21 protein-coding genes and 1 riboswitch are annotated in these 21336 nt (G+C 72.3%); of the genes, 15 read left to right on the forward strand and 6 right to left on the reverse strand.

Translation table 11 applies throughout. The annotated features are described in order from the left end of the window. Positions 1-4: 4 nt before the first annotated feature. The 3 genes from IF89_RS0131825 to IF89_RS0131835 all read right to left on the reverse strand — a co-directional run bounded on the left by IF89_RS0131825 (position 5) and on the right by IF89_RS0131835 (position 4155). Positions 5-754 carry an SDR family oxidoreductase gene (locus IF89_RS0131825; RefSeq protein ID WP_107047402.1) on the reverse strand — a complete coding sequence of 250 codons (750 nt, stop codon included), beginning with the start codon at positions 752-754 and terminating at the stop codon, positions 5-7. A gap of 67 nt (positions 755-821) precedes the next feature. Then, entirely contained in the window at positions 822-1721 is a 900-nt protein-coding gene (locus IF89_RS0131830; RefSeq protein ID WP_267882116.1) for an RNA polymerase sigma-70 factor, read from the reverse strand. Between the two features lie 100 nt (positions 1722-1821). Further along, the gene (locus tag IF89_RS0131835; RefSeq protein ID WP_030775409.1) at positions 1822-4155 is read right to left on the reverse strand and encodes a chitinase C-terminal domain-containing protein; all 2334 of its coding nucleotides are present in this window, start codon (positions 4153-4155) and stop codon (positions 1822-1824) included. A gap of 331 nt (positions 4156-4486) precedes the next feature. Further along, positions 4487-4616, forward strand: a riboswitch (FMN riboswitch). Positions 4617-4838: 222 nt separating this feature from the next. Between IF89_RS0131835 and ribD the strand changes: the two genes are divergently transcribed. The 10 genes from ribD to IF89_RS0131885 all read left to right on the forward strand — a co-directional run bounded on the left by ribD (position 4839) and on the right by IF89_RS0131885 (position 13463). Then, positions 4839-5903 carry a bifunctional diaminohydroxyphosphoribosylaminopyrimidine deaminase/5-amino-6-(5-phosphoribosylamino)uracil reductase RibD gene (gene ribD / locus IF89_RS0131840; RefSeq protein WP_030775411.1) on the forward strand — a complete coding sequence of 355 codons (1065 nt, stop codon included), beginning with the start codon at positions 4839-4841 and terminating at the stop codon, positions 5901-5903. Then, positions 5904-6533: a riboflavin synthase gene (locus tag IF89_RS0131845; RefSeq protein WP_030775413.1), complete on the forward strand. Its 630-nt coding sequence runs from the start codon at positions 5904-5906 to the stop codon at positions 6531-6533. Beyond that, positions 6530-7183, forward strand: a complete 654-nt coding sequence (locus IF89_RS0131850) for a nicotinamide mononucleotide transporter family protein (RefSeq protein WP_030775415.1) — start codon at positions 6530-6532, stop codon at positions 7181-7183. Before IF89_RS0131845 ends, IF89_RS0131850 begins: the two co-directional genes overlap by 4 nt. Beyond that, the gene (locus tag IF89_RS0131855) at positions 7180-8469 is read left to right on the forward strand and encodes a bifunctional 3,4-dihydroxy-2-butanone-4-phosphate synthase/GTP cyclohydrolase II (protein WP_051807924.1); all 1290 of its coding nucleotides are present in this window, start codon (positions 7180-7182) and stop codon (positions 8467-8469) included. The genes IF89_RS0131850 and IF89_RS0131855 overlap by 4 nt, the downstream gene beginning before the upstream one ends. A 54-nt stretch (positions 8470-8523) precedes the next feature. Next, a complete protein-coding gene (gene ribH / locus IF89_RS0131860; protein ID WP_030775419.1) occupies positions 8524-9009 on the forward strand; it encodes a 6,7-dimethyl-8-ribityllumazine synthase in 486 nt (161 codons plus the stop codon). A gap of 64 nt (positions 9010-9073) precedes the next feature. Beyond that, on the forward strand, positions 9074-9355 hold the full coding sequence (locus tag IF89_RS0131865) for a phosphoribosyl-ATP diphosphatase (protein ID WP_030775422.1): 282 nt from the start codon (positions 9074-9076) through the stop codon (positions 9353-9355). A gap of 67 nt (positions 9356-9422) precedes the next feature. Next, positions 9423-10271 carry an ATP phosphoribosyltransferase gene (hisG, locus tag IF89_RS0131870; protein WP_030775425.1) on the forward strand — a complete coding sequence of 283 codons (849 nt, stop codon included), beginning with the start codon at positions 9423-9425 and terminating at the stop codon, positions 10269-10271. A gap of 53 nt (positions 10272-10324) precedes the next feature. Continuing rightward, entirely contained in the window at positions 10325-10789 is a 465-nt protein-coding gene (locus tag IF89_RS0131875; RefSeq protein WP_030775427.1) for a PH domain-containing protein, read from the forward strand. Between the two features lie 200 nt (positions 10790-10989). Continuing rightward, positions 10990-12423, forward strand: a complete 1434-nt coding sequence (locus IF89_RS0131880; RefSeq protein ID WP_234327940.1) for a hemolysin family protein — start codon at positions 10990-10992, stop codon at positions 12421-12423. Then, positions 12420-13463, forward strand: coding sequence for a hemolysin family protein (locus tag IF89_RS0131885; RefSeq protein WP_030775433.1), 1044 nt, complete (start codon positions 12420-12422; stop codon positions 13461-13463). The genes IF89_RS0131880 and IF89_RS0131885 overlap by 4 nt, the downstream gene beginning before the upstream one ends. A gap of 51 nt (positions 13464-13514) precedes the next feature. On the opposite strand, the gene IF89_RS0131890 is transcribed toward IF89_RS0131885, so the two are convergent. Both IF89_RS0131890 and IF89_RS0131895 read right to left on the reverse strand, forming a co-directional pair. After that, entirely contained in the window at positions 13515-15440 is a 1926-nt protein-coding gene (locus IF89_RS0131890) for an AAA family ATPase (protein ID WP_030775436.1), read from the reverse strand. Positions 15441-15828: 388 nt separating this feature from the next. Beyond that, positions 15829-16464, reverse strand: a complete 636-nt coding sequence (locus IF89_RS0131895) for a uridine kinase family protein (protein WP_030775438.1) — start codon at positions 16462-16464, stop codon at positions 15829-15831. A gap of 110 nt (positions 16465-16574) precedes the next feature. On the opposite strand from IF89_RS0131895, the gene IF89_RS0131900 reads away from it, so the two are divergent. From IF89_RS0131900 to IF89_RS0131920, 5 genes are all read left to right on the forward strand, one after another. Continuing rightward, positions 16575-17942 (forward strand): peptidase C39 family protein, encoded by a 1368-nt coding sequence (locus IF89_RS0131900; protein WP_030775440.1) that lies wholly within the window; start codon positions 16575-16577, stop codon positions 17940-17942. A 107-nt stretch (positions 17943-18049) separates the two neighbouring features. Beyond that, on the forward strand, positions 18050-18484 hold the full coding sequence (locus IF89_RS0131905) for an SPW repeat protein (RefSeq protein ID WP_030775442.1): 435 nt from the start codon (positions 18050-18052) through the stop codon (positions 18482-18484). A gap of 145 nt (positions 18485-18629) precedes the next feature. Beyond that, complete coding sequence (locus IF89_RS44880; protein WP_107047401.1) at positions 18630-18788, forward strand: SCO1431 family membrane protein; 159 nt, start codon at positions 18630-18632, stop codon at positions 18786-18788. 109 nt (positions 18789-18897) lie between these two features. After that, on the forward strand, positions 18898-19587 hold the full coding sequence (locus IF89_RS0131915; protein ID WP_051807926.1) for a TetR/AcrR family transcriptional regulator: 690 nt from the start codon (positions 18898-18900) through the stop codon (positions 19585-19587). Between the two features lie 146 nt (positions 19588-19733). Further along, positions 19734-20906: an acyl-CoA dehydrogenase gene (locus IF89_RS0131920; RefSeq protein WP_030775447.1), complete on the forward strand. Its 1173-nt coding sequence runs from the start codon at positions 19734-19736 to the stop codon at positions 20904-20906. Positions 20907-20969: 63 nt separating this feature from the next. On the opposite strand, the gene IF89_RS48005 is transcribed toward IF89_RS0131920, so the two are convergent. Then, on the reverse strand, positions 20970-21110 hold the full coding sequence (locus tag IF89_RS48005) for a hypothetical protein (RefSeq protein WP_234327941.1): 141 nt from the start codon (positions 21108-21110) through the stop codon (positions 20970-20972). Positions 21111-21336 lie beyond the last annotated feature (226 nt).

Raw genomic sequence — 21336 nt, forward strand, 5'->3', positions numbered from 1 at the left:
CCCCCTACCGCCCCCGCCCCCGCGCGTACTGCTCGAACGTCTGGGTGCCGACCGCGTGGGTCGGGGTCAGGTTGCCGCCGCGGCGGAAGGCTGCGTAGGTCTTGCCCGCCAAGGGGACGGGGAGGATCCGCCGGTGGCGGCCCGTCGCCGACAGGTATGTGCGGGCCAGGTCCGGCAGGGTGTGGATCTCCGGGCCGCCCATGTCGGGGGCCCGGCCCGACGGGGTCGGGACCGCCAGCTCCGCCATGCGGTCGGCGACTTCGCCGACCGCGATCGGCTGGACCCGTACATCCTTCGGGACCGGCGCGACGGGCAGCTTCGCCGCGGCGTCCGCGAGCATCGCCACGAGGTCGTGGAACTGCGTCGTGCGCAGGATCGTCACGCCCAGCCCGGACGCCTCCAGCAGCCGCTCCACCCGCAGCTTGCGCCTGTAGTAGCCGAGCGGGACCGTGTCCACCCCGACGATCGAGATGTAGACGAGGTTCCTTGCGGTCCCGGCCCGCCGGGCGGCCTCGATCAGGTGCCCGGCGGCCTGCTCGTCGCCCCTGCCCGCACCGCGGGTGTTGCTCGCGCAGTGCACGATCACCTCCGCACCCGCCAGGGCCGCGTCCAGTCCCGCGCCGTTCCTCAGGTCGACGGGGTGGTCCGGGGCGTGCCGGCTCAGGACCCTGACCTCGTGGCCGGCCGCCCTCAGCCGCTCGGTGACGAGCGAGCCGAGGGTGCCGGTGCCTCCGGTGACGATGATCGGGGCGATCGTGCTCATGGGTCCGTCCTTCGCCGGTGCGGTGGGGTTGCGCTCACCAGCAGGGACCGGACAGCCGTCAGGAACGTGACAGCTGCCGCCGGAGGAAGGCCAGCTTCTCCGGGTTGACCACCGTACTGATGTCGCTGACCAGCCCATTCTCGAATTCCACCAGCAGGACCGCCACCTCGCCGAAGAGCACGGCGGGGGTGCCGTTGACCTCTGCGACGCCGACCGGCACCCCGGCCACGTACTTCGCCATGGCGCCCATCGCGAAGCGGGCCACCTTGTCCCTGCCGAGGATCGGCCGCCGGGCGGCGTTGACGACGCCGCCGCCGTCCGACACGTACCGCACGTCCGCCGCCAGCATCCCCTCCAGGCGGGCGAGGTCTCCGCTCCGCGCAGCGGTCAGGAAGCTCTCCAGGAGCCCCCGCCACCGCTCGGGGTCCGCGGAGAACCGCTTCTCCCGCGTGGCCTCCCGCTCGGCCGCCACGCGGGCCGCCGCGCGGCGGTGGATCTGGCGGCAGTTGGCCTCGCCGAGGTCGAGGAGGCCGGCGATCTCGCGGTGGCTGTAGGCGAAGGCCTCGCGCAGGACGTACACGGCGCGCTCGGCCGGTGTGAGCTGTTCCAGCAGCAGGAGCAGGGCCATGGACACGCTGTCCCGCTGTTCGGCCGACTCCAGCGGGCCGAGGGTGCCGTCGCCGGTGAGCACGGGCTCCGGCAGCCAGGGGCCGACGTAGGTCTCGCGCCGGGCGCGCGCCGAGGTGAGGCTGTTGAGGCAGAGGTTGGTGGTGACCTTGGCGAGCCAGGCGCCGGGGTGCTCGATGGCGGTGCGGTCCGCGGACTCCCAGCGCAGGTAGGCGTCCTGGACGATGTCCTCGGCCTCGGCGGCGGAGCCGAGCATGCGGTAGGCGATGCCGAACATCCGGGGCCGGTGTTCCTCGAAGTCCGCTGCGGACGCGGTGACATGTGTGATCACCGGGCCAGCCTACGAGGGGGGCGGGGAGCGGACGTGCGAGGACCCGGTGGCCGCCGGGCCACCGGGTCCTCATGTGCGTCCGCCGGTCAGGGCGGTCCGGTCAGCAGGCGCCCTGGTCCTTCCAGACGCCCCAGTCACCCGTGGTGCCGGGTTCCTCGTTCTGCGTCCACCACTGGGCCCTCCAGTTGCGGCCCTTGTGGGAGACGACGTTGCCGCTGTTGTAGACGGTGCCGGCGACGTACGCCGGGTTGGTGCAGGTCCCGCCGGTGGGCGGCGGGGTGGTCGGGGGAGTGGTCGGCTCGGTGCTGCCGCCGCCCGGCTCGCCGACCGTGGTGCCGCGCGCCAGGTCACCGGCGAGGGCGTACGTGGTGCCGGAGATGTTCACCGTCCAGTTGGAGGGGGTGGACACCGGCAGGTAGTAGTTGAAGGCCAGGTCGACGGAGGCGCCCGGGGCGAGCGACTGCCAGGCCGGGAGCTTCAGGGACACCCGGTGGAAGTCGCCCTTCAGGCCGCCGACGTTGCTGCCGGTGTGGCCGCTGCTGATGATCTTCGTGCCGAAGCCGGACTGGTCGGAGGCGTTGTTCGGGGCCGAGGTCGCGTAGTCGAACTGGAACTCGGTGCCGCCCGGGAGTGCCGTCCTCGCGTTGTTGGTGATCTTGATCTTCGGGGTGATCGGGTAGTTCGAGTCGCCGAGCTTGAACTCCGTGAACTCGGTCCTGATGTCCACCGCCTGGGTCGGCAGGGCGGTGGAACCGGCCTTCTTCGCCCCGTACGGGGAGGCCGCCTTGAACTTGTCGTACATCAGCGAGGTGAGCGTGGAGCCCATCTCGTACTGACCCTTGGTCGCGTTCCAGCCGTAGTCGCCGGCCATCTCCCAGACCATGGTGCCGCCGATGCCGCGGTCCACCACGTAGTCGGCCTTGGCGGCCACGGACTGCTCGTCCTCGGTGGAGAGGAAGACCTTCTTCTGCGCGTTCCACAGCCACGGCGCGACCAGGGTCGAGTCGTACTTGCGGGCGTAGGTGCCGGTCAGGGAGGTGTTCGCGGGGAAGCCGTACCGGGTGACGTAGTCGCCGACGATCCCCTTCTCCAGGTTCTTGGCGTGCCACATCGGGTTGGAGCCTGCGGGGGACTCGTTGCCGTTGTCGTCCTTGTCGTGCCACAGGTTGTCGATGCCGACCGCACCGTCGCCGCACTTGGTCAGTCCGGAGCCGGCCGGGCAGGTGGTCGCGGCGGCCTTGCCCCACAGGCCGTCGGTGCCGCCCTGCACGTTCTTGTGGCCGCGGGTGTAGTACGGCAGGCCGATGTTGATCCGGCCGGCCGGCATGGAGCCGCGGAAGTAGTGGTACGCCCAGTCGGTGTTGAGGTAGCCGATGCCGCCGTACTGCTGCGAGCCGTAGACGCCGGCGGCGGCGAGCTCGCCGTCCTTGCCGTCGTCGAAGAGCGAGGCGTTGGGGCCGACGTACTCGTTCCAGGCGCCGTGCAGGTCGTAGGACATGATGTTGACGTAGTCCAGGTACTGCTGCATCTGGAAGGTCTCCATGCCGCGCAGCAGGTAGCCGGAGGAGGGGGCGGCGACGGTCAGCATGTAGTGCTTGCCGTCGGCGGCGCCGGCCGCGTCCAGCTTCTGGCGCAGGCTCTTCATGAGGGCGTCGTAGCCCTTGACCAGGCCGGCCCGGCGGGCGTTGGCGATCCGCCAGTCCAGCGGGTTGCCGGCGTCCTTCATCGTGGTCGGGTACTCGTAGTCGATGTCGACGCCGTTGAAGCCGTACTTGCGGATGAAGTCGACCGAGGACTGGGCGAAGGTGTCGATGCCCGCCTGGTTGACGGAGCCGTCCGCGTTGGTGGCCATGCTGTAGAAGCCGCCGGAGGCGACGCGCTTGCCGTCGGCGCCGAAGTAGCCGCCGGTCTCGGCCCAGCCGCCGACGGAGATCAGGGTCTTCACGTCGGGGTGCTGCTTCTTGTACTTCGTCAGCAGGTTGAAGTGGCCCTTGTAGGGGAGCGACGGGTCCATCTCGGCCCCGGCGACGCCCGGCCAGGTCATGCCGGTGGCCTCGTTCGTCGCGCTGTCGGCGCCGACGGAGATCTTGTTGTCGCTGCCGACGTGTGCGAAGGCGTAGTTGATGTGGGTGATCTTGTCCCACGGGATGTTGTTGACGAGGTAGGACGGCTGGCCGTTCTTGCCCGTGCGCCAGCCGGTGAAGTAGCCGATGACGCGGCGCTGGTGGTCGGCGCCCATCTTCTCGCGGCCTGCGGAGTCGTAGACGGAGCAGTAGGGGACGTCGACGCCGGGCGTCTTGTAGAGGCCGTCGGGGCGGCAGCTCTCGTTGTCGGCCGCGTGCGAGACGCCCGTCGGGAGCCCGCCGACCAGCAGTCCGGCGATTGCGGCGCCGGATGCCAGGAGCATCGCTCTCGTACGTGTGGGGGACGGCATTGTGCCTCCTGGGGAGGGGAGGATGCAGGACACAAAGGGACACAGGATGAAGCAACGTGACGCGTGGACAAGCGTGTTGGCCCGTGGTGTGCACATCCGGCGGGCCCGTTCCCGGAAGATGAAGGGAACGTTAAGAGGACTAGACCAACCCGTCAATAGGTCTGGACCAACCGCGATGCGGGCCCCTCCCGGTCCCGCCGCCCGGGCGGTCGCCGGGTCGACCTCGGGGGGTGGCGCCGTAGCGTCCGGGTCACCCTCTGTGAGCCAGGCCACACCACCTCACCCGCATGGCGGGGGATCGGCCGTGGCAAACTGGCTGGAGTACCAGTAGCAGCGCACTCCGGGGTCGGTGTAATTCCGAACCGGCGGTATAGTCCGCGACCCGTCCGCAGCCAGCGGCCGGTTGACCAGGTGAAATTCCTGGACCGACGGTTAAAGTCCGGATGGGAGGCAGTGCGCGGCGGGCCAGTCACCGGTACGCCGCCGTCGGCGGTTCCTCGGCACGTCCCTGCGGACATGCCCGGTCGAACCGTTTCTCCGGCCCCGGCGTCCCCGCGTGAGCTGTTCCGCTCCATCTGTCGTATCCCGACAGGCCCCGGAGTCCGTGCCCGATGAGGCAGGAGGACCCGGTGGCGACACACGCCGCGCACGCAGAACCCGCACCCGAGGCGGGTACCCGTGCCATGCGACGGGCCGTCGAGCTCGCCGCCCGCGGACTCGGCCACACCAGCCCCAACCCCGTCGTCGGCTGCGTCATCACCGACGCCGCGGGCACCGTCGTCGGCGAGGGCTGGCACCAGCGGGCCGGCGGCCCGCACGCCGAGGTCCACGCCCTGCGCGCCGCAGGAGCGGCCGCCCGCGGCGGCACCGCCTACGTCACCCTCGAGCCCTGCAACCACACCGGCCGCACCGGGCCCTGCGCCCAGGCCCTCGCCGACGCCGGCATCGCCCGCGTCGTCTACGCCGTCCCCGACCCGAACCCGCAGGCCAGCGGCGGCGCCGCCACCCTGCGCGCCGCCGGCGTCGACACCGGGGCCGGACTGCTGCGGGCCGAGGCCGAGGCCGGCAACACCGCCTGGCTGACCTCCGTACGGCTCGGCCGCCCCCACGTGACCTGGAAGTACGCCGCCACCCTCGACGGCCGCAGCGCCGCCGCCGACGGAAGCAGCCGCTGGATCAGCTCCGCCGAGTCCCGCGCGGACGTCCACCGGCTGCGCGCCGAGGCCGACGCCGTCCTGGTCGGCGGCGGCACCCTGCGCGCGGACGACCCCCACCTGGCCGTCCGCGGCATCGACGGAGCCACCCAGCCCCTGCGCGTCGCCCTCGACACCCGCGCCGGCCTCCCGCCGACCGCCCGCATCCTCGACGACGCCGCGCCCACGCTGCTCGTCGTCGCCGAGGACGCCGACACCCGCCACCTGCCCGGCGTCGCATTGCTCCGGCTGCCCCCGCACGGCGGCCGGATCCCCCTCGACCGGCTTCTCACCGAGCTGTACGCCCGCGGCGTGCGCTCCCTCCTCCTCGAAGGCGGCCCCACCCTCGCGGGCGCCTTCCTGGAAGCCGGAGCCGTCGACCGCGTCGTCGGCTACCTCGCCCCCGCCCTGCTCGGCGCCGGCCCCGCCGCCCTCGGCGACGCGGGCATCACGAACATCTCCCACGCCCTGCGCCTCGACCTCACCGAAGCCGTCCGCGTGGGCCCCGATCTGCGCATCACCGCCCGTCCCGCCACCGCCCCCAAGGAGCACTGAGTGTTCACCGGAATCGTCGAAGAACTGGGCGAGGTCACCGCCGTCGAGCCGCTCCGGGACGCCTCCCGCTTCCGGCTGCGCGGCCCCCTCGTCACCGAGGACGCGAAGCACGGCGACTCCATCGCCGTCAACGGCGTCTGCCTGACCGTCGTGGAGACCGCCGACGGCGAGTTCACCGCCGACGTCATGCAGGAGACCCTCAACCGCTCCAGCCTCGGCGCCCTGACCAAGGGCTCCCGCGTCAACCTGGAGCGCCCGATGGCGCTCGGCGGACGCCTCGGCGGCCACATCGTCCAGGGACACGTGGACGGCACCGGCGAGATCCTCTCCCGCACCCCCTCCGAGCACTGGGAGATCGTCAAGGTCGCCCTCCCGCGGAACCTCTCCCGCTACGTCGTCGAGAAGGGCTCCATCACCGTCGACGGCGTCAGCCTCACCGTGGTCGAGGCCGCCGCCGACTGGTTCACCATCAGCCTCATCCCCACCACCCTCGCTCTCACCACCCTCGGCATCAAGCAGCCCGGCGACCCCGTCAACCTGGAGGTCGACGTCCTCGCCAAGTACGTCGAGCGCCTCCTCGCCGCCGGCGTGGACCCGCTGCACGCCGACCCGACGGGAGACGCCCGGTGAACGCCCTCGACTGGCTCAACACCGAAGCCTTCACCGTCCTCGGCCAGAAGGTCATCTGGTCCGACATGATCGGCAACCTGATGGGCCTCGCCGCCCTCGCCCTCGGCTGGCGCCGCTCCATATGGACCTGGCCCGCCCAGCTGCTCTCCGGCCTGATCCTCATCGCCGCCTACGCCTCCGCCCACCTCGCCGGCGGCGTCGGCAAGCAGCTCCTCGTCATCGGCGTGGCCGTCTTCGGCTGGACCGCCTGGCAGCGCGGCAAGCAGCAGGCCCAGGACGGCTCCATCGCCGTCCGCACCGCCACCTGGACCGAGCGCGGACTCCTCCTCGGCGGAGCGGCCCTCGGCACCCTCGCCGTCGGCGGCCTCTTCACCCTCTACCCGTCCCTGTCCTGGAGCCCCTGGGCCGACGCCTACATCTTCGTCGGCACCATCGTGGCGATGGTGGCCCAGGCCCGCGGCCTCGTCGAGTTCTGGTTCGCCTGGCTCCTCGTCGACCTCGTCGGCGTCCCCCTCGCCTTCACGGGCGGCCTCGCCTTCTCCGGACTGGTCTACGTCGTCTACTTCGCCCTCGTGGTGTGGGGCGCCTACGACTGGTACCAGCGCTCCCGCACCACCCCCGCCCCGGCCCTCGAAGGAGCAGCGGCATGACCAGCCTCAAGCCCGTGCCCGACATCCCCGAAGAGACCTTCCGCCTCGACCCCGTCGAGCAGGCGATCCGCGACATCGCCGCGGGCCGCCCCGTCGTCGTCGTCGACGACGAGGACCGCGAGAACGAGGGCGACCTCGTCATCGCCGCCGAGAAGGCCACCCCCGAGATCGTCGCCTTTATGATGAGCGAGTGCCGCGGCCTGATCTGCGCCCCCATGGAGGGCCCGGAACTGGACCGGCTCGAACTCCCCCAGATGGTCCAGAACAACACCGAGTCGATGAAGACCGCCTTCACCGTCTCCGTCGACGCGAGCGCCGCCCACGGCGTCTCCACCGGCATCTCCGCCGCCGACCGCGCCACCACCCTGCGCCTCCTCGCCGACGGCGTCAGCGGCCCCGGCGACTTCGTCCGCCCCGGCCACATCTTCCCCCTGCGTGCCAAGCCCGGCGGCGTCCTCGTCCGCAACGGCCACACCGAGGCCGCCGTCGACCTCGCCCGCCTCGCCGGCCTGCGCCCGGCCGGCGCCATCGTCGAGATCGCCGGCGAGGACGGCGTCATGCTGCGCCTGCCCGAGCTGATCCCCTTCGCCCGCAAGCACGGCCTCACGATCATCTCCATCGAGGACCTGATCGCCTACCGCCGCTCCGCCGAGCCCACCGTGCGCCGCGAGGCCGAGGTCAACCTGCCGACCGCCTTCGGCGACTTCACCGCGCACGGCTACCGCTCCACCGTCGACGGCGTCGAGCACGTCGCCCTCGTCCACGGCGACATCGGCGACGGCTCCGGCCTCCTGGTCCGCATGCACTCCGAGTGCCTGACCGGCGACATCTTCGCCTCGCAGCGCTGCGACTGCGGCCCCCAGCTGCACGCCTCCATGGAACGGATCAAGAACGAGGGCCGCGGAGTCGTCGTCTACCTGCGCGGCCACGAGGGCCGCGGCATCGGCCTGCTGTCCAAGCTGCGCGCCTACGAACTCCAGGAACGCGGCCGTGACACCCTCGACGCCAACCTGGAGCTGGGCCTGCCCGCCGACGCCCGCGACTACGCGGCCGGCGCGCAGATCCTCGCCGACCTCGGCGTGCACAGCGTCCGGCTGCTCACCAACAACCCCGACAAGTCCGCCGCCCTCGAACGGCACGGCATCACCGTCACCAGCCGGGAGTCCATGCCGGTCGAGGCGGGCGAGCACAATCTGCGGTACCTGCGCACCAAGCGGGACCGGATGGGCCACGACCTGCCCTGGCTGGACGGGTCCGTCACCACCTCCGCCTGCGGCAACCAGTAGCCGCGACACCCACCCACCCGTACGTACATCCACGAACCACCGAGGAGCAGAGCTGTGAGCGGCAAGGGCGCACCCGAACTGAGCGTGAAGAACTGCGGAGACCTGCGCGTCGCCGTCATCGCGGCCCAGTGGCACGAGAAGGTCATGGACGGACTGGTCGACGGCGCCCTGCGGGCCCTGCACGAGCTGGGCATCGACGAGCCCACCCTGCTCCGCGTCCCCGGCAGCTTCGAGCTCCCGGTCGTGGCGAAGGTGCTGGCCGGGCGCGGCTACGACGCCATCGTCGCCCTCGGCGTCGTCATCCGCGGCGGCACCCCGCACTTCGACTACGTCTGCCAGGGCGTCACCCAGGGCCTGGTCCAGGTGTCCATCGACACCGGGGTGCCCGTCGGCTTCGGCGTCCTGACCTGCGACAACGACGAGCAGGCACTGGACCGCGCCGGGCTCGAAGGCTCGAACGAGGACAAGGGGCACGAAGCGGTCACCGCCGCCGTCGCCACCGCCATGACCCTGCGCACCGTCAGCGAACCCTGGCGGTAGGTCGTGTCCGAGGGGTGAACCCCGGCACCGGGACACCCGGGTGAGCCCGTACTCTAAGGACATCATGGCGAACAAACCCTCCAAGACCTTCGAAGAGCTCTTCACCGAGCTCCAGCACAAGGCCGCCGAAGGCGACCCCGGCACCTCCCGCACCGCCGAGCTCGTCCACAAGGGCGTCCATGCCATCGGCAAGAAGGTCGTCGAGGAGGCCGCCGAGGTCTGGATGGCCGCCGAGTACGAGGGCAAGGAAGCCGCCGCCGAGGAGATCTCCCAGCTGCTGTACCACGTCCAGGTGATGATGGTCGCGCGCGGGATCTCCCTCGACGACGTCTACGCGCACCTCTGAGTCCGGGCCCGCACCGCCCGCACGCCACCCCGTCAACCATGCACACCACGCATCAAAAGGAAGCCCCATGCTGCGCATCGCCGTCCCCAACAAGGGTTCACTCTCCGGACCGGCGTCGGCGATGCTCCATGAGGCCGGCTACCGGATGCGCAAGGAGTCCAAGGAACTCGTGGTCGTCGACCCCGAGAACGAGGTGGAGTTCTTCTACCTCCGCCCCAAGGACATCGCGATCTACGTCTCCTCGGGCAAGCTCGACATCGGCATCACCGGCCGTGACCTGCTGCTCGACTCCGGCGCCAGCGCCGAGGAGATCCTCCCGCTGAACTTCGGCCGCTCCACCTTCCGCTACGCCACCACCCCCGGCACCGCGAAGGGCCCCCAGGACTTCAACGGGATGACGATCGCGACCTCGTACGAGGGAATCGTCGCCAAGCACCTCGCCGACCAGGGCATCGACGCCTCCGTCGTGCACCTCGACGGCGCCGTCGAGACCGCCATCCAGCTCGGCGTCGCCGAGATCATCGCGGACGTCGTCGAGACCGGCACCAGCCTGCGCAACGCCGGCCTGGAGGTCATCGGTGAGCCGATCCTCACCTCCGAGGCCGTCGTCATCCGCGGCAACGGCGCCGACGCCGACGACCCGCAGGTCCAGCAGTTCCTGCGCCGCCTGCAGGGCGTCCTCGTGGCCCGCAGCTACGTGATGATGGACTACGACTGCCGCGCCGAGCACCTGGAGCGCGCCGTCGCCCTCACCCCGGGCCTGGAGTCCCCGACGGTCTCCCCGCTGCACAACGAGGGCTGGGTCGCGGTCCGCGCCATGGTCCCCGCCAAGGAGGCCCAGCGCATCATGGACGACCTGTACGAACTGGGCGCCCGCGCGATCCTCACCACCTCGATCCACGCCTGCCGCCTCTGACGCGAGGCGCACGCCGCCCCTCGCCCGAACGCCACACCCGAAGGCACCGCACCATGGCCGAGTCCGCCGCCCCGCCCGCACCGCCCACCCTGCCGGTCACCTTCCGGCCGACCCGCACCCGGGTCGTCCTGCTGGGCGTCGGGCTCGCCATGTTCGTCACCATCACGGCCATCGCCGTGATGCTGGAGAACCTCAGCCCCGGCGAGCGGATCAGCTTCGTCTTCACCGCCGCCCTGCTGAGCTCTGTACTCGTCCTGCTCAGCCGCCCCAAGGTGGTCGCGGACGAGGACGGCGTCACCGTCGTCAACCTCACCAACACCCGCCGTCTGGCGTGGGCGGAGATCCTCCGGGTCAACCTCCGCCCGGGCGACCCCTGGGTCTTCCTGGACCTCAGCGACGGCACCAGCCTGCCCGTGCTCGGCATCCAGCCGGGCGTGGCCAAGCAGCAGGCCATCAGCGACGCGCGCGCCCTGCGCGCCCTCGCCGAGACCCGCGGAACCGGCGCCGACGACCACTGACCCCGCCGACCCTCGTGGCCGCGTACCGTTGCGGCCGCGATCTCAATGACTACCCTGGTGGCGGGGCGCAGCCGTGCGCCCTCCCACCGGCCCCGGGACCCCGAGGCCCGCGGGCACCTGCAACTCGAGGAGTGACTCCCTCCAGCAATGGACGGATCGTCCGGTAATACCCGCGCCGCCCTCCCCACGGAGGCGGCGGCATGACCACCCCGCTACTCCTGCTCGCGGCGGCGTTCGCCCTGATCCTCGCCAACGGATTCTTCGTGGCGGCCGAGTTCGGCCTCGTCACGGTGGAACGCCCCGAGGCGGAGCGCGCCGCAGCCGACGGGGACCGCCGTGCCCGCACGGTCGTCAAGGCCCTGCGGGAGCTGTCCTTCCAGCTCTCCGGCACCCAGCTCGGCATCACCCTCACCTCCCTCGTGGTCGGCATGCTCGCCGAGCCCGCCCTCGCCGCACTGCTGGCCGGGCCGCTCACCGCGACCGGCCTGCCGAAGGGGGCCGCCTCCGGCGTCGCCGTCGTCATCGGCATGCTGCTCGCCTCCGCCGTCCAGATGGTCGTCGGCGAGCTCGTCCCGAAGAACTGGGCGGTCTCCCGGCCCCTCCAGGTGGCCCGCTTCGTCGCCGGCCCGCAGCACGCCTTCTCGCGCGTCCTCCGCCCCGTCATCGCCGGTCTCAACGCCGTCGCCAACCGGCTCGTACGGGCCCTCGGCGTCGAACCCACCGAGGAGATGGACTCCGCCCGCACCCCGGGCGAACTCCTCTCGCTGGTCCGCCATTCGGCCCAGGCCGGCGCCCTCGAACAGGACACCGCCGACCTCTTCGTACGGACCCTGTCGCTGGGCGGGCTCACGGCCCAGCACGTCATGACGCCCCGGGTGAAGGTCAGCGCCCTCCAGCACACCGCCACCGCGGCCGACGTGCTCAACCTGACCCGCGCCACCGGCCTGTCCCGCTTCCCGGTCTACCGCGAACGCATCGACGAGATCACCGGCGTCGTCCACCTCAAGGACGCCCTCGCCGTCGCCGAGTCCGAGCGCGACCGCGTCAGCGTGGGCCGGATCTGCGTCCCCCCGCTGCTGGTGCCCGGCTCCCTGCCGGTGCAGCCGCTGCTGGAGCGGCTGCGCAGCGAACAGCCGATGGCCGTGGTCGTCGACGAGTACGGCGGCACCGCCGGCGTCGTCACCCTGGAGGACATCGTGGAGGAACTCGTCGGGGAGGTCCGCGACGAGCACGACCTCGCCGAGGACGAGACCCCCGAACTCGCCGCCGTCACGGCCGAGGACGGCCGCCCCTCCTGGGAGGCGGACGGCAGCTGCCGCGTGCACACCCTGCGCCGCATAGGCCTGGACGTGCCCGAAGGCCCCTACGAGACCGTGGCCGGCCTCGTCGCCGACCTGCTCGGCCGGATCCCCGCCCCCGGGGACCGCGCGGACCTGCCCGGCTGGAAGCTGTCCGTCCGCCGGGTGGGCCGCAACCGGGCCGAACGCGTCCGGCTGGTCCGGCTCGCGGCCGTACCCGCCGCCGCCCCGCACCGGCCGGCCGCGGTCCCCGCCGGCGCCCCCGCGCCCGGCACCGGCCGCCGCGGCGAGGCCGCGGCCCCGCAGCGGGCCGAACTGGAAGGCGCCGCCCGGTGAACGTGCTCCAGCTCGTCTTCGCCCTGCTCCTCGTCCTCGCCAACGGCTTCTTCGTCGGCGCCGAGTTCGCCCTCGTCTCCGTACGCCGCAGTCAGATCGAACCCCTCGCGGCCGAGTCCAAGAGGGCCCGCCAGGTCCTCCACGGCCTGGAGAACCTGCCCCGCATGATGGCGGCCGCGCAGTTCGGCATCACCGTCTGCTCGCTCACCCTCGGCGCGGTCGCCGAACCGACCGTGGCCCGGCTGCTGGAGCCCGTCTTCCACGCCGTCCACGTCCCGGCGGGCCTCATCCACCCCCTCGGCTATGCCCTCGCGCTCGCCGCGGTGGTCTTCCTGCACCTGGTCATCGGCGAGATGGTCCCCAAGAACCTCGCCATGGCCGCTCCCGAGAAGACCGCCCTGTGGTTCAGCCCCGGCCTGGTCGCCTTCGCCCGCGTCTGCGGGCCGGTCACCACCGCCCTCGGCGCCTGCGCCAAGCTCGTCCTGAAACTCTTCAAGGTGGAGCCCAAGGACGAGGTGGAGGCCGCCTACACCCCCACCCAGCTGGGCCGGCTCCTCAAGGACTCCCGGCAGGCCGGGCTCCTGGAACCGGTCGAGCAGGAGCGGCTGGAGGACGCACTGGAACTGGGCAGCCGCCCCGTCTCCGACGTCCTCCTCGACCGGGACCGCCTGGTCACCGTCGGCCCCGACGTCACCCCGCGCCAGATCGAACAGCTGACCGTCCGCACCGGCTACTCCCGGTTCCCCGTCCGGTCCGCCGGCGGCGCCTTCATGGGCTACCTCCACGTCAAGGACGTACTGGACCTGGAGGATCGGGAACGGGCCGTGCCCCAGCGGGTATGGCGCCGCATGACCACCCTGTGCGCCACCGTCCCGCTGGACGACGCCCTCGGCGTCATGCGCCGGGACGCCACCCATCTGGCGCAGGTCGCCGACCCGAGCGGCCGCGTCCTCGGCCTGGTCGCCCTGGAGGACGTCCTGGAAATGCTCGTCGGCGAAGTCCGCGACCCGGCCCACCGGGTCCCGGCCGGCCGTACGTAGCCGGCCGGGGCCGGACCTGCCGCCCGGCGGCAGGTCCGGGCCCCGCCGGGGTCACAGGGACGGGTCCGGCCGTTCCTGCGGCCCGCGGCCCGACAGGACCTCCCCGTAGGCCTGCATCAGGTCCGGCAGCCGCAGCGTGGCCAGATCGTCCCGGGACGGCTCGCCCGCGAAGCCCGCCAGCCGCAGGTCCCGGTACGCACAGCTCTTCTCGTACAGGGTGCGCAGGAAACGGCCGTTGCCGAGCTCGTCGATCCAGCCCTGCTCCACCACGTGCCCGCTGATGCTGCGCAGTTCCTCCAGGGCCTCCTCGTCCCAGTGGTCCCCGTTGGCGTCCGCCAGCACCCCGCCGATCGCGGTCAGCTCCGCAGGCCGGTAACTGGGGAAGTCCACCCGCGTGGTGAACCGGGACGAAAGCCCCGGATTGGCCGCCAGCAGCCGGTCCATGCCCGCCGGATAGCCCGCCAGGATCACCACCAGGTGGTCCCGGTTGTCCTCCGCCCGCTTCAGCAGCACCTGCAGCGCCTCGTCGCCGTACGCGTCGCCCTTGCTGTAGCCCGTGTTCGACAGCGAGTACGCCTCGTCCACGAACAGCACCCCGCCGATCGCCGAATCGATCAGCTCGTTGGCCTTCACCGCCGTCTGTCCGAGGAACTCGCCCACCAGGTCCGCCCGCTGGGCCTCCACCAGATGGTCCCCGCCGAGCAGCCCCAGAGCGTAGAAGACCCGGCCCAGGATCCGGGCCACCGTCGTCTTCCCGGTGCCCGAGGGGCCGGAGAACACGAAATGCCGCTTCGGCGGCTGCACCGGCAGCCCCTGACCGGCCCGCAGCCGCGCCATGTGCAGCTGCGCGGAGAGCGCCTTCACCTGCCGCTTGACCGGCTCCAGGCCCACCATCCGCTCCAGCTCCGCCAGCGCCTGCGCCAGCGCGGCCGGATCGGACGGCCCCGTCGGCAGCCCGCTCGCCGAGCCCTGCGCGGGGACCGGAACCTTGCGCCGTACGCCCTCCATCCGGCCCGGCGGGGGCGCGGCCAGCGGGTCCGACCCCGCCTGGCCGTCCGGGGCGACGTCCTGGACGGGTCCCCCGCCCGGCGGGCCGCCCCCCAGAGCGACCGCGGCGAAGTCCCCTCCTACCGGGGACGGGCCGTGCGCGGCGTAACCGCCGTATCCGGAGTACCCCGCCAGGCCCGCCAGATCCGCCATGCCGTCGGTGTCGTCGCCGTCCTCGATGGCCGTCAACCGGGCCGCGGTGTCCATGAAGGAGGGGTCCACCCGGTGCACCGCCCGGTACAGCGGCAGCGCCGCCGCGCTGCGCCCCGTCCCCTCGTGCGCCCGCGCCAGCCAGTACCGCAGCTCCTTGCGCTGCGGCTGCTCGCTGCGGCAGCGCATCAGCGCCGCCGACAGCATCGGCTCCGCCTGCCCGTACATCTCCAGCCGGACCCGGGCCATCCCGCCGAACAGCCCCGCCTCGATCCCGAGCAGCGGATCGTTCACCAGGGGCTCGGTGTGCCGGACCAACTGCTCCCAGTCCTTGACCAGATAGGCCCGGCAGGCGTGCAGGAACCGCACCTGCGGATCGGTGTCCACCGGCGGCAGCGCGGCGAGCGCCTGGTCCAGTTCGGGCACGTGGCGGCCGTCCAGCCAGTGCGAGGCGTGGGCGAGCAGCAGGTCGCGGCGGTTCTCCAGCACCGGCTGGACCCACCAGCCCAGCCAGTACCAGGAGTTCAGCGTCCTGCGGTGACGGCTGCGCTGCTCGCCGAAGCGGTCCCGGTGCGCGTACATCCGTAAGAGGGCGTTGCCCGTGTCGACCCGGAGCGCGTGCAGGCCCAGCCACGCGTCGGCCATCGAGGGGTCCAGCCGTACGGCCGTCCGGAACTCCTCCTCGGCCTGCGGGTAGGCGCCCATGGTGCAGGCGTCCACCCCTCGCAGCCAGGCGAGTTCGGCCGGGGCGTGCATGCTGCCCGGCGTGCCGAAATCCATCACGTCCCCCACAAGCCTGCCCGTGGTGCGCGGCAACCCCCGCTTCGAGCGCGCGAGTTGTCCGGTGCCCCCGCCTGGCGTCGCTGAAATCAGGGCTGCATCGTACCTGCGCTTTCGTCCCTTACGTAGGGTGCGGCGGGCCCGGTTCGGGCGGACATCCCCGGCACCCGCGGTGACACAGGGTGAACGTGCGGGGGGTGCGCGGCCCGCGCTGCACCCCCGCGGAGGGGGTCCCGGGCAGAACGAAGCCCCCGATCACGGGGGAACAATCGGGGGCTTCGTGTGCGCGGTGGCCGGTGAGGGCCCCGCATGGGAAACGTAAGGCCGCCGCGGGCTCCGGGTCAAGCAGGTCGGTGGGAGGGCGGGCGGAGCGGGATTCCGGCACCGTTCAGGCCCGGGGGAGTCCGTCACCGACGGTGACGGAAGGGGGTGCTCCCGCTGTCGCTCGCGTCCCGGAAGACCACTCGTATCCCGTACCGCTCTGGCGTACCAGGGTGTCGGCGAAGGGGCGTGAAGGATCACTGGAGAAGTGCGCGTGCTCCGCGCGCTCCCAGGCGTCCCAGAAATCGGACAGTTCACGCCCGTCCCGATCACGGCCCCGCGCCCAGGACCGCGCCCGCGGGGTCTCCATCCACAGCAGCCGGGCCAGGTGCGGGCGCAGCGCCCGCCGCCCGGCGCCGACCCCCTCCACGAGGAGCACCGGCGCCGGCTCCAACACCCGCTCCGGCCCGAAACGGCGCTCCACCCAGTCGTAAGGAGCCCAGTGCGCGGCCCGGCCACCGGCGAGGGGCTCCAGTACCTGGGCGCGCAGGCGCCCCTCCCAGCCGAACAGCTCCTCGTGGCTGGCCACGTCGTCCAGGTGCAGCACCGGAGCCCCGCCCAGCGCCTCGGCGAGCCGCCCCGCGAAGGTGCTCTTCCCGGAGCCGGCGTGCCCGTCGATCCCGACCAGGCGCACCGGACCCAGCGAGCACGGCAGGGCGGCCAGCTCCCCGGCGAGTGACTCAAGCGACTGGTGCGGCTCCACCCGACCAGCGTAGACAAGCCCGACACGACCCGCGGCTTGGGCCCCCGGCCGCCGGGAACCTGGAAGGGTGACACCACCGAAGCGCCGACCCGTCCCGGGGGGACCACGCGATGACCACACCCACGCCACGCAGGGCCGTACTCGTCGCCGCGCTCGCGGTCGCCACCGCCGCCACCGCCGCATCCGTCCCGGTCGGCGGCAACCGGGCGGCCGCCGCACCGGCCCCGCGCGCGCAGGGCCGTACCGTCGACAACCGCTTCTGGTTCTCCCACGGCCACTGGCGGGCCGGCACCCACCAGGGCACCACCGCCGTCGCCGGTGTCCGTCCCGGCCTGGAGATCGCCGCAGCGGTCGGCCGCACCGAGTACGCCGATCCGCACACGGGGCGCAGCAGCACCTGGGAGTACGCCACCTGGACCTCCCCGGTGCACCGCTCGTCGGTGCCCGCGACCGAGGCTGTCGCCTCGTGGAACGCACGCACCCCGGCCGGCACCTGGATCCAGATCGAGCTGCGCGCCACCTACACGGACGGCGCCACCACCCCCTGGTACGTGATGGGGCGGTGGGCCTCCGGCGACGCCGACATCCGCCGCACCTCCCTGGACGGCCAGGGCGACGGCCGGTCCGCCGTCCTGACCGACACCCTGGCCCTCGACGCGCCGGCCGCGGCCGGCGGCCTGCGGATCGCCGGCTGGCAGCTGCGCCTGACCCTCCACCGCCGGCCGGGCGCCGGGACCGGCCCGACGGTGTGGCTCGCCGGCGCGATGGCGTCCGACGTCCCCGACCGGTTCACCGTCCCCGCCTCCCGTCCCTCCGGCACCGCCCACGAGTTGCAGGTCCCGCGCTACTCGCAGCAGATCCACATCGGGCGCTACCCCGAATACGACAACGGCGGCGAGGCGTGGTGCAGCCCGACCTCCTCCCAGATGGTCATCGAACACTTCGGCCGCACCGCCGACCCCGCCGCGCTGGCGTGGGTGGACCCCACGTACTCCGACCCCCAGGTCTGCCATGCCGCCCGCTCCACCTACGACGCCGCCTACCGGGGCTGCGGCAACTGGTCCTTCAATGCCGCCTACGCCGCCACCTACAGCGGCCTCGCCGGAGTCGTCACCCGCCTCGCCTCGCTGACCGACCTGGAGGCCCTCGTCCGGGCCGGCTTCCCCGTCATCGCCTCCACGTCCTTCCGCGCAGAGGAGCTGACGGGCGCCGGCTACGGCACCGCCGGCCACCTCATGACCGTCGTCGGCTTCACCGCCGCCGGGGACGTGGTCCTCAACGACCCCCACGCGCCAAACAACCCCTCCGTCCGCCGGGTCTACCGGCGCGCCGAGTGGGAGAACGTCTGGCTGCGTACGAAGAGGTACGACGCAAACGGCAAGGTCAGAGGCGGTACGGGCGGTGTCTGCTACCTCTACGCCCCCGCCCTTCCGACCCCGGCGCAGATCAGCGCCCTGCGGCTGGTGGGTGTGCTGTGAGGGGGACCCGAAAATTGCCCGTTGACCCGACGGCCCGGATAAGCGGAACATAATGGGGTAAATGGCACATAAAGGCTGTACAGGCTTCTCATAGGAGGCGGCCGGCCATGACCACCCACCCCAGCATCGAACACCACCCCGACCTCGCCGAGATGCGCACCCGGTTCGAGCGGGTCACCAGTACCCCCCGCGCACAGGCCGTCGAGGCGCTGGCGCTGATCACCGGCCTGTATCTGGCCGCCTCGCCGTGGATCGCGGGATTCAGCGTCCTGACCCCGCTGGCGATCAACAATCTCATCGTCGGCCTGGCCTTCTGCCTGTGCATGGGCGGTCTGGGATCCGCCTACGAGCGCACCCACGCCATGGCGTGGACGGCGGTCGTCCTCGGCGCATGGACGATCATCGCCCCCTGGGCCATCGCCGGTGAGATGGACGTGACGCGCTCGGTGGTCAGCAACGTGATCACCGGATGCATCGCCCTCTGCCTCGGCCTGGCCATGGCGGCCATGGCGGGCGGCCGCAAGCGCGACACCCGCGCCTGACTCCGAAGGCGGCCGGGCGAACCGGCCGCCGGGCCCCGACCGCACCGCGCACCCGCCGGAGCGGTCGGGGCCCGGCGCGTGACGTGCGCCACCAATGACCCGCGTCTCTACCGCGAAAGCCGCGAACGCTGGCACATTGGACACCATGACTGCCGACACCGCCGCTCCCAGCGCATCCGCACCCGCCGTGAACCTCGTCCGCACCGGAGGCCCCAAGGAGGACTCCGCCTGGCTGGAGCACGTCCTCGGCTGGACCCTCGTGGTCGTCGTCGCCATGTTCGTCACCCAGGTCGGCTGGCTCTGACCGCCCCGGCGCCCTCGGCGCCCGTCCGGTGGCCGCCCGGCCCCCGGCCCCGCCCGGCCGGTCTGCGATACTTCCGCCATCCTGTGGCAGTTCGAGGCTGGGGCCGGACGTGAACGACAGTCAGCAGCGCGGCACCACCGGACGTGCACAGGTACGCAGGGCCGAACTCGTCGCCATCGGACGGCGCTTGTTCGCCGACACCCCCTACGACGCGCTCTCCATGGACGACATCGCCCGCCACGCGGGCGTCGCCAAAGGGCTGATCTACTACTACTTCAAGAGCAAGCGCGGCTACTACCTCGCCATCGTCGATGACTCCGTCGCCGCCCTCCTCGCCCGAGCCGGCGGCGACACCGACCTGCCCGGCGCCGCGCGCCTGCGCCGCACCATCGACGGCTACCTCCACTACGCCGAGCACCACCACGCCGCCTACCGCACCATCGCCACCGGAGGCGTCGGCTGCGACGCCGAGGTGCTCGCCCTGCGCGACGCCGTGCGTGAGGAGATGCTCGCCGCCGTCGCCGAGGGCGCCTACGGACACCGCGACCTCCCTCCGATCGCCCGCCTCGCCCTCGTGGGCTGGCTCTCCGCCGTCGAAGGGACCACCCTGGAATGGATCGGCGGGCCGAGCGCCCCGGACCGGCCCGGACGCGCCCGGCTCGGAGCCCTGCTGGCACGCCAGCTGCGCGCGACCTTGGCGGTGATCGAGGAGTTCGCCCCGGAGTGTCCGGCACCTCCCCCTTCCGAAGAGCCGTTCGAACCGGCTGATGATCTTGCCCCGGTGACGGGAAGCCCCTGATCGGGCATACTCAACCCGCCGCAGCCGCTGAACAGCCTCTTCCGTGACCCGGGAGGGCAGCATCGGCTGTACAGAGCCCGAGACCCGGCGGCGCGTCCCACACCTCGCGCGTCGCCGCCGTGCCCGAGATGGAGGAGAGCGCCGCCATGACCGACCGCGCCCCGCAGCCGGTGGACCGACAGCTGCCCACCGAGGAGTCCCGCGACCTCCTCGCCCTCGTACGCGAGATCGCCCAGCGCGAGATCCGCCCCCGGGCCGCCGAGGAGGAGGACGCCGGACGGTTTCCCCGAGAGGTCTTCACCCTGCTCTCCGAAGCCGGACTGCTCGGCCTGCCGTACCCCGGCGAGTACGGCGGCGGCGAGCAGCCGTACGAGGTCTACCTCCAGGTCCTCGAAGAGCTCGCCGCGGCCCGCCTGACCGTCGGCCTCGGCGTCAGCGTGCACTCCCTCGCCTGCCACGGCCTCGGCGGCTACGGCACCAAGGAGCAGCAGGCCGCCCACCTGCCCGACATGCTCGGCGGCGGCCTGCTGGGCGCCTACTGCCTGTCCGAGCCGACCGCCGGCTCCGACGCCGCCTCCCTCACCACCAAGGCCATCCGCGACGGCGACGACTGGGTCATCACCGGCACCAAGGCCTGGATCACCCACGGCGGCGTCGCCGACTTCTACACCGTCCTCGCCCGCACCGGCGTCGAGGGCCCCAAGGGCATCACCGCCTTCCTGGTCCCCGGCGACGCGGCCGGCCTGACCGCGGCCGTGCCCGAGAAGAAGATGGGCATGAAGGGCTCGCCCACCGCCCAGCTGCACTTCGACGGCGTACGCGTACCGGACTCCCGCCGCATCGGCGAGGAAGGGCAGGGCTTCTCCATCGCCCTGGCCGCGCTCGACGCGGGACGCCTGGGCATCGCCGCCTGCGCCATCGGCGTCGCCCAGGCGGCACTGGACGAGGCGCTCACGTACGCCCTGGACCGCAAGCAGTTCGGACACCCCATCGCGGACTTCCAGGGGCTGCGCTTCATGCTGGCCGACATGGCCACCAAGATCGAGGCCGGCCGGGCGCTGTACCTCGCGGCGGCGCGGCTGCGGGACGCGGGCAAGCCGTTCTCCCGGCAGGCGGCCATGGCCAAGCTGTTCTGCACGGACGCGGCGATGGCCGTCACCACGGACGCGGTGCAGATCCTCGGCGGCTACGGCTACACCGCGGACTTCCCCGTCGAGCGCCTGATGCGCGAGGCGAAGGTGCTCCAGATCGTCGAGGGCACCAACCAGATCCAGCGCATGGTCATCGCCCGCCACCTGGCCGGCCCCGAGACGCGCTGACGCGGCCCCGGCCCGGTTCCCGGCCCGGTTCCGGTCCCTGTCCTGCCGCCCGACCCGGGCGGGTCAGTACAACCCGCTGCTCGTGGAGGGCCAGACCGGGGAGGACGTGAGCCGGGACCACTCCGGGTCCCGCCGCCCGGGCAGCGTCCGCCCGGCATCGGCCCACCGGGCCAGCAGGTCGCGGTAGATCGGCGGATCGGGCACCTGCTGCTCACGGAGCGGCTCCCGCTGAAGCGGGCGCTGAACCGATTCTTCGAAGCCCGGCGACATCGGCCGGCGCCTTCGGCCCGTAGAAGACTGAAGCGTGCTCATGCACGGCCAACGCGGAACCGCAGCCACGGGTAATCCCCCGGAAGGTACGCGTATCCGTTCGGGGCTGTCTCTTATACACATCTGACGCTGCCGACGATATGCAGTGTGTAGATCTCGG

The sequence above is a fragment of the Streptomyces sp. NRRL F-2664 genome (genome assembly GCF_000719345.1).
Lineage (GTDB): Bacteria > Actinomycetota > Actinomycetes > Streptomycetales > Streptomycetaceae > Streptomyces.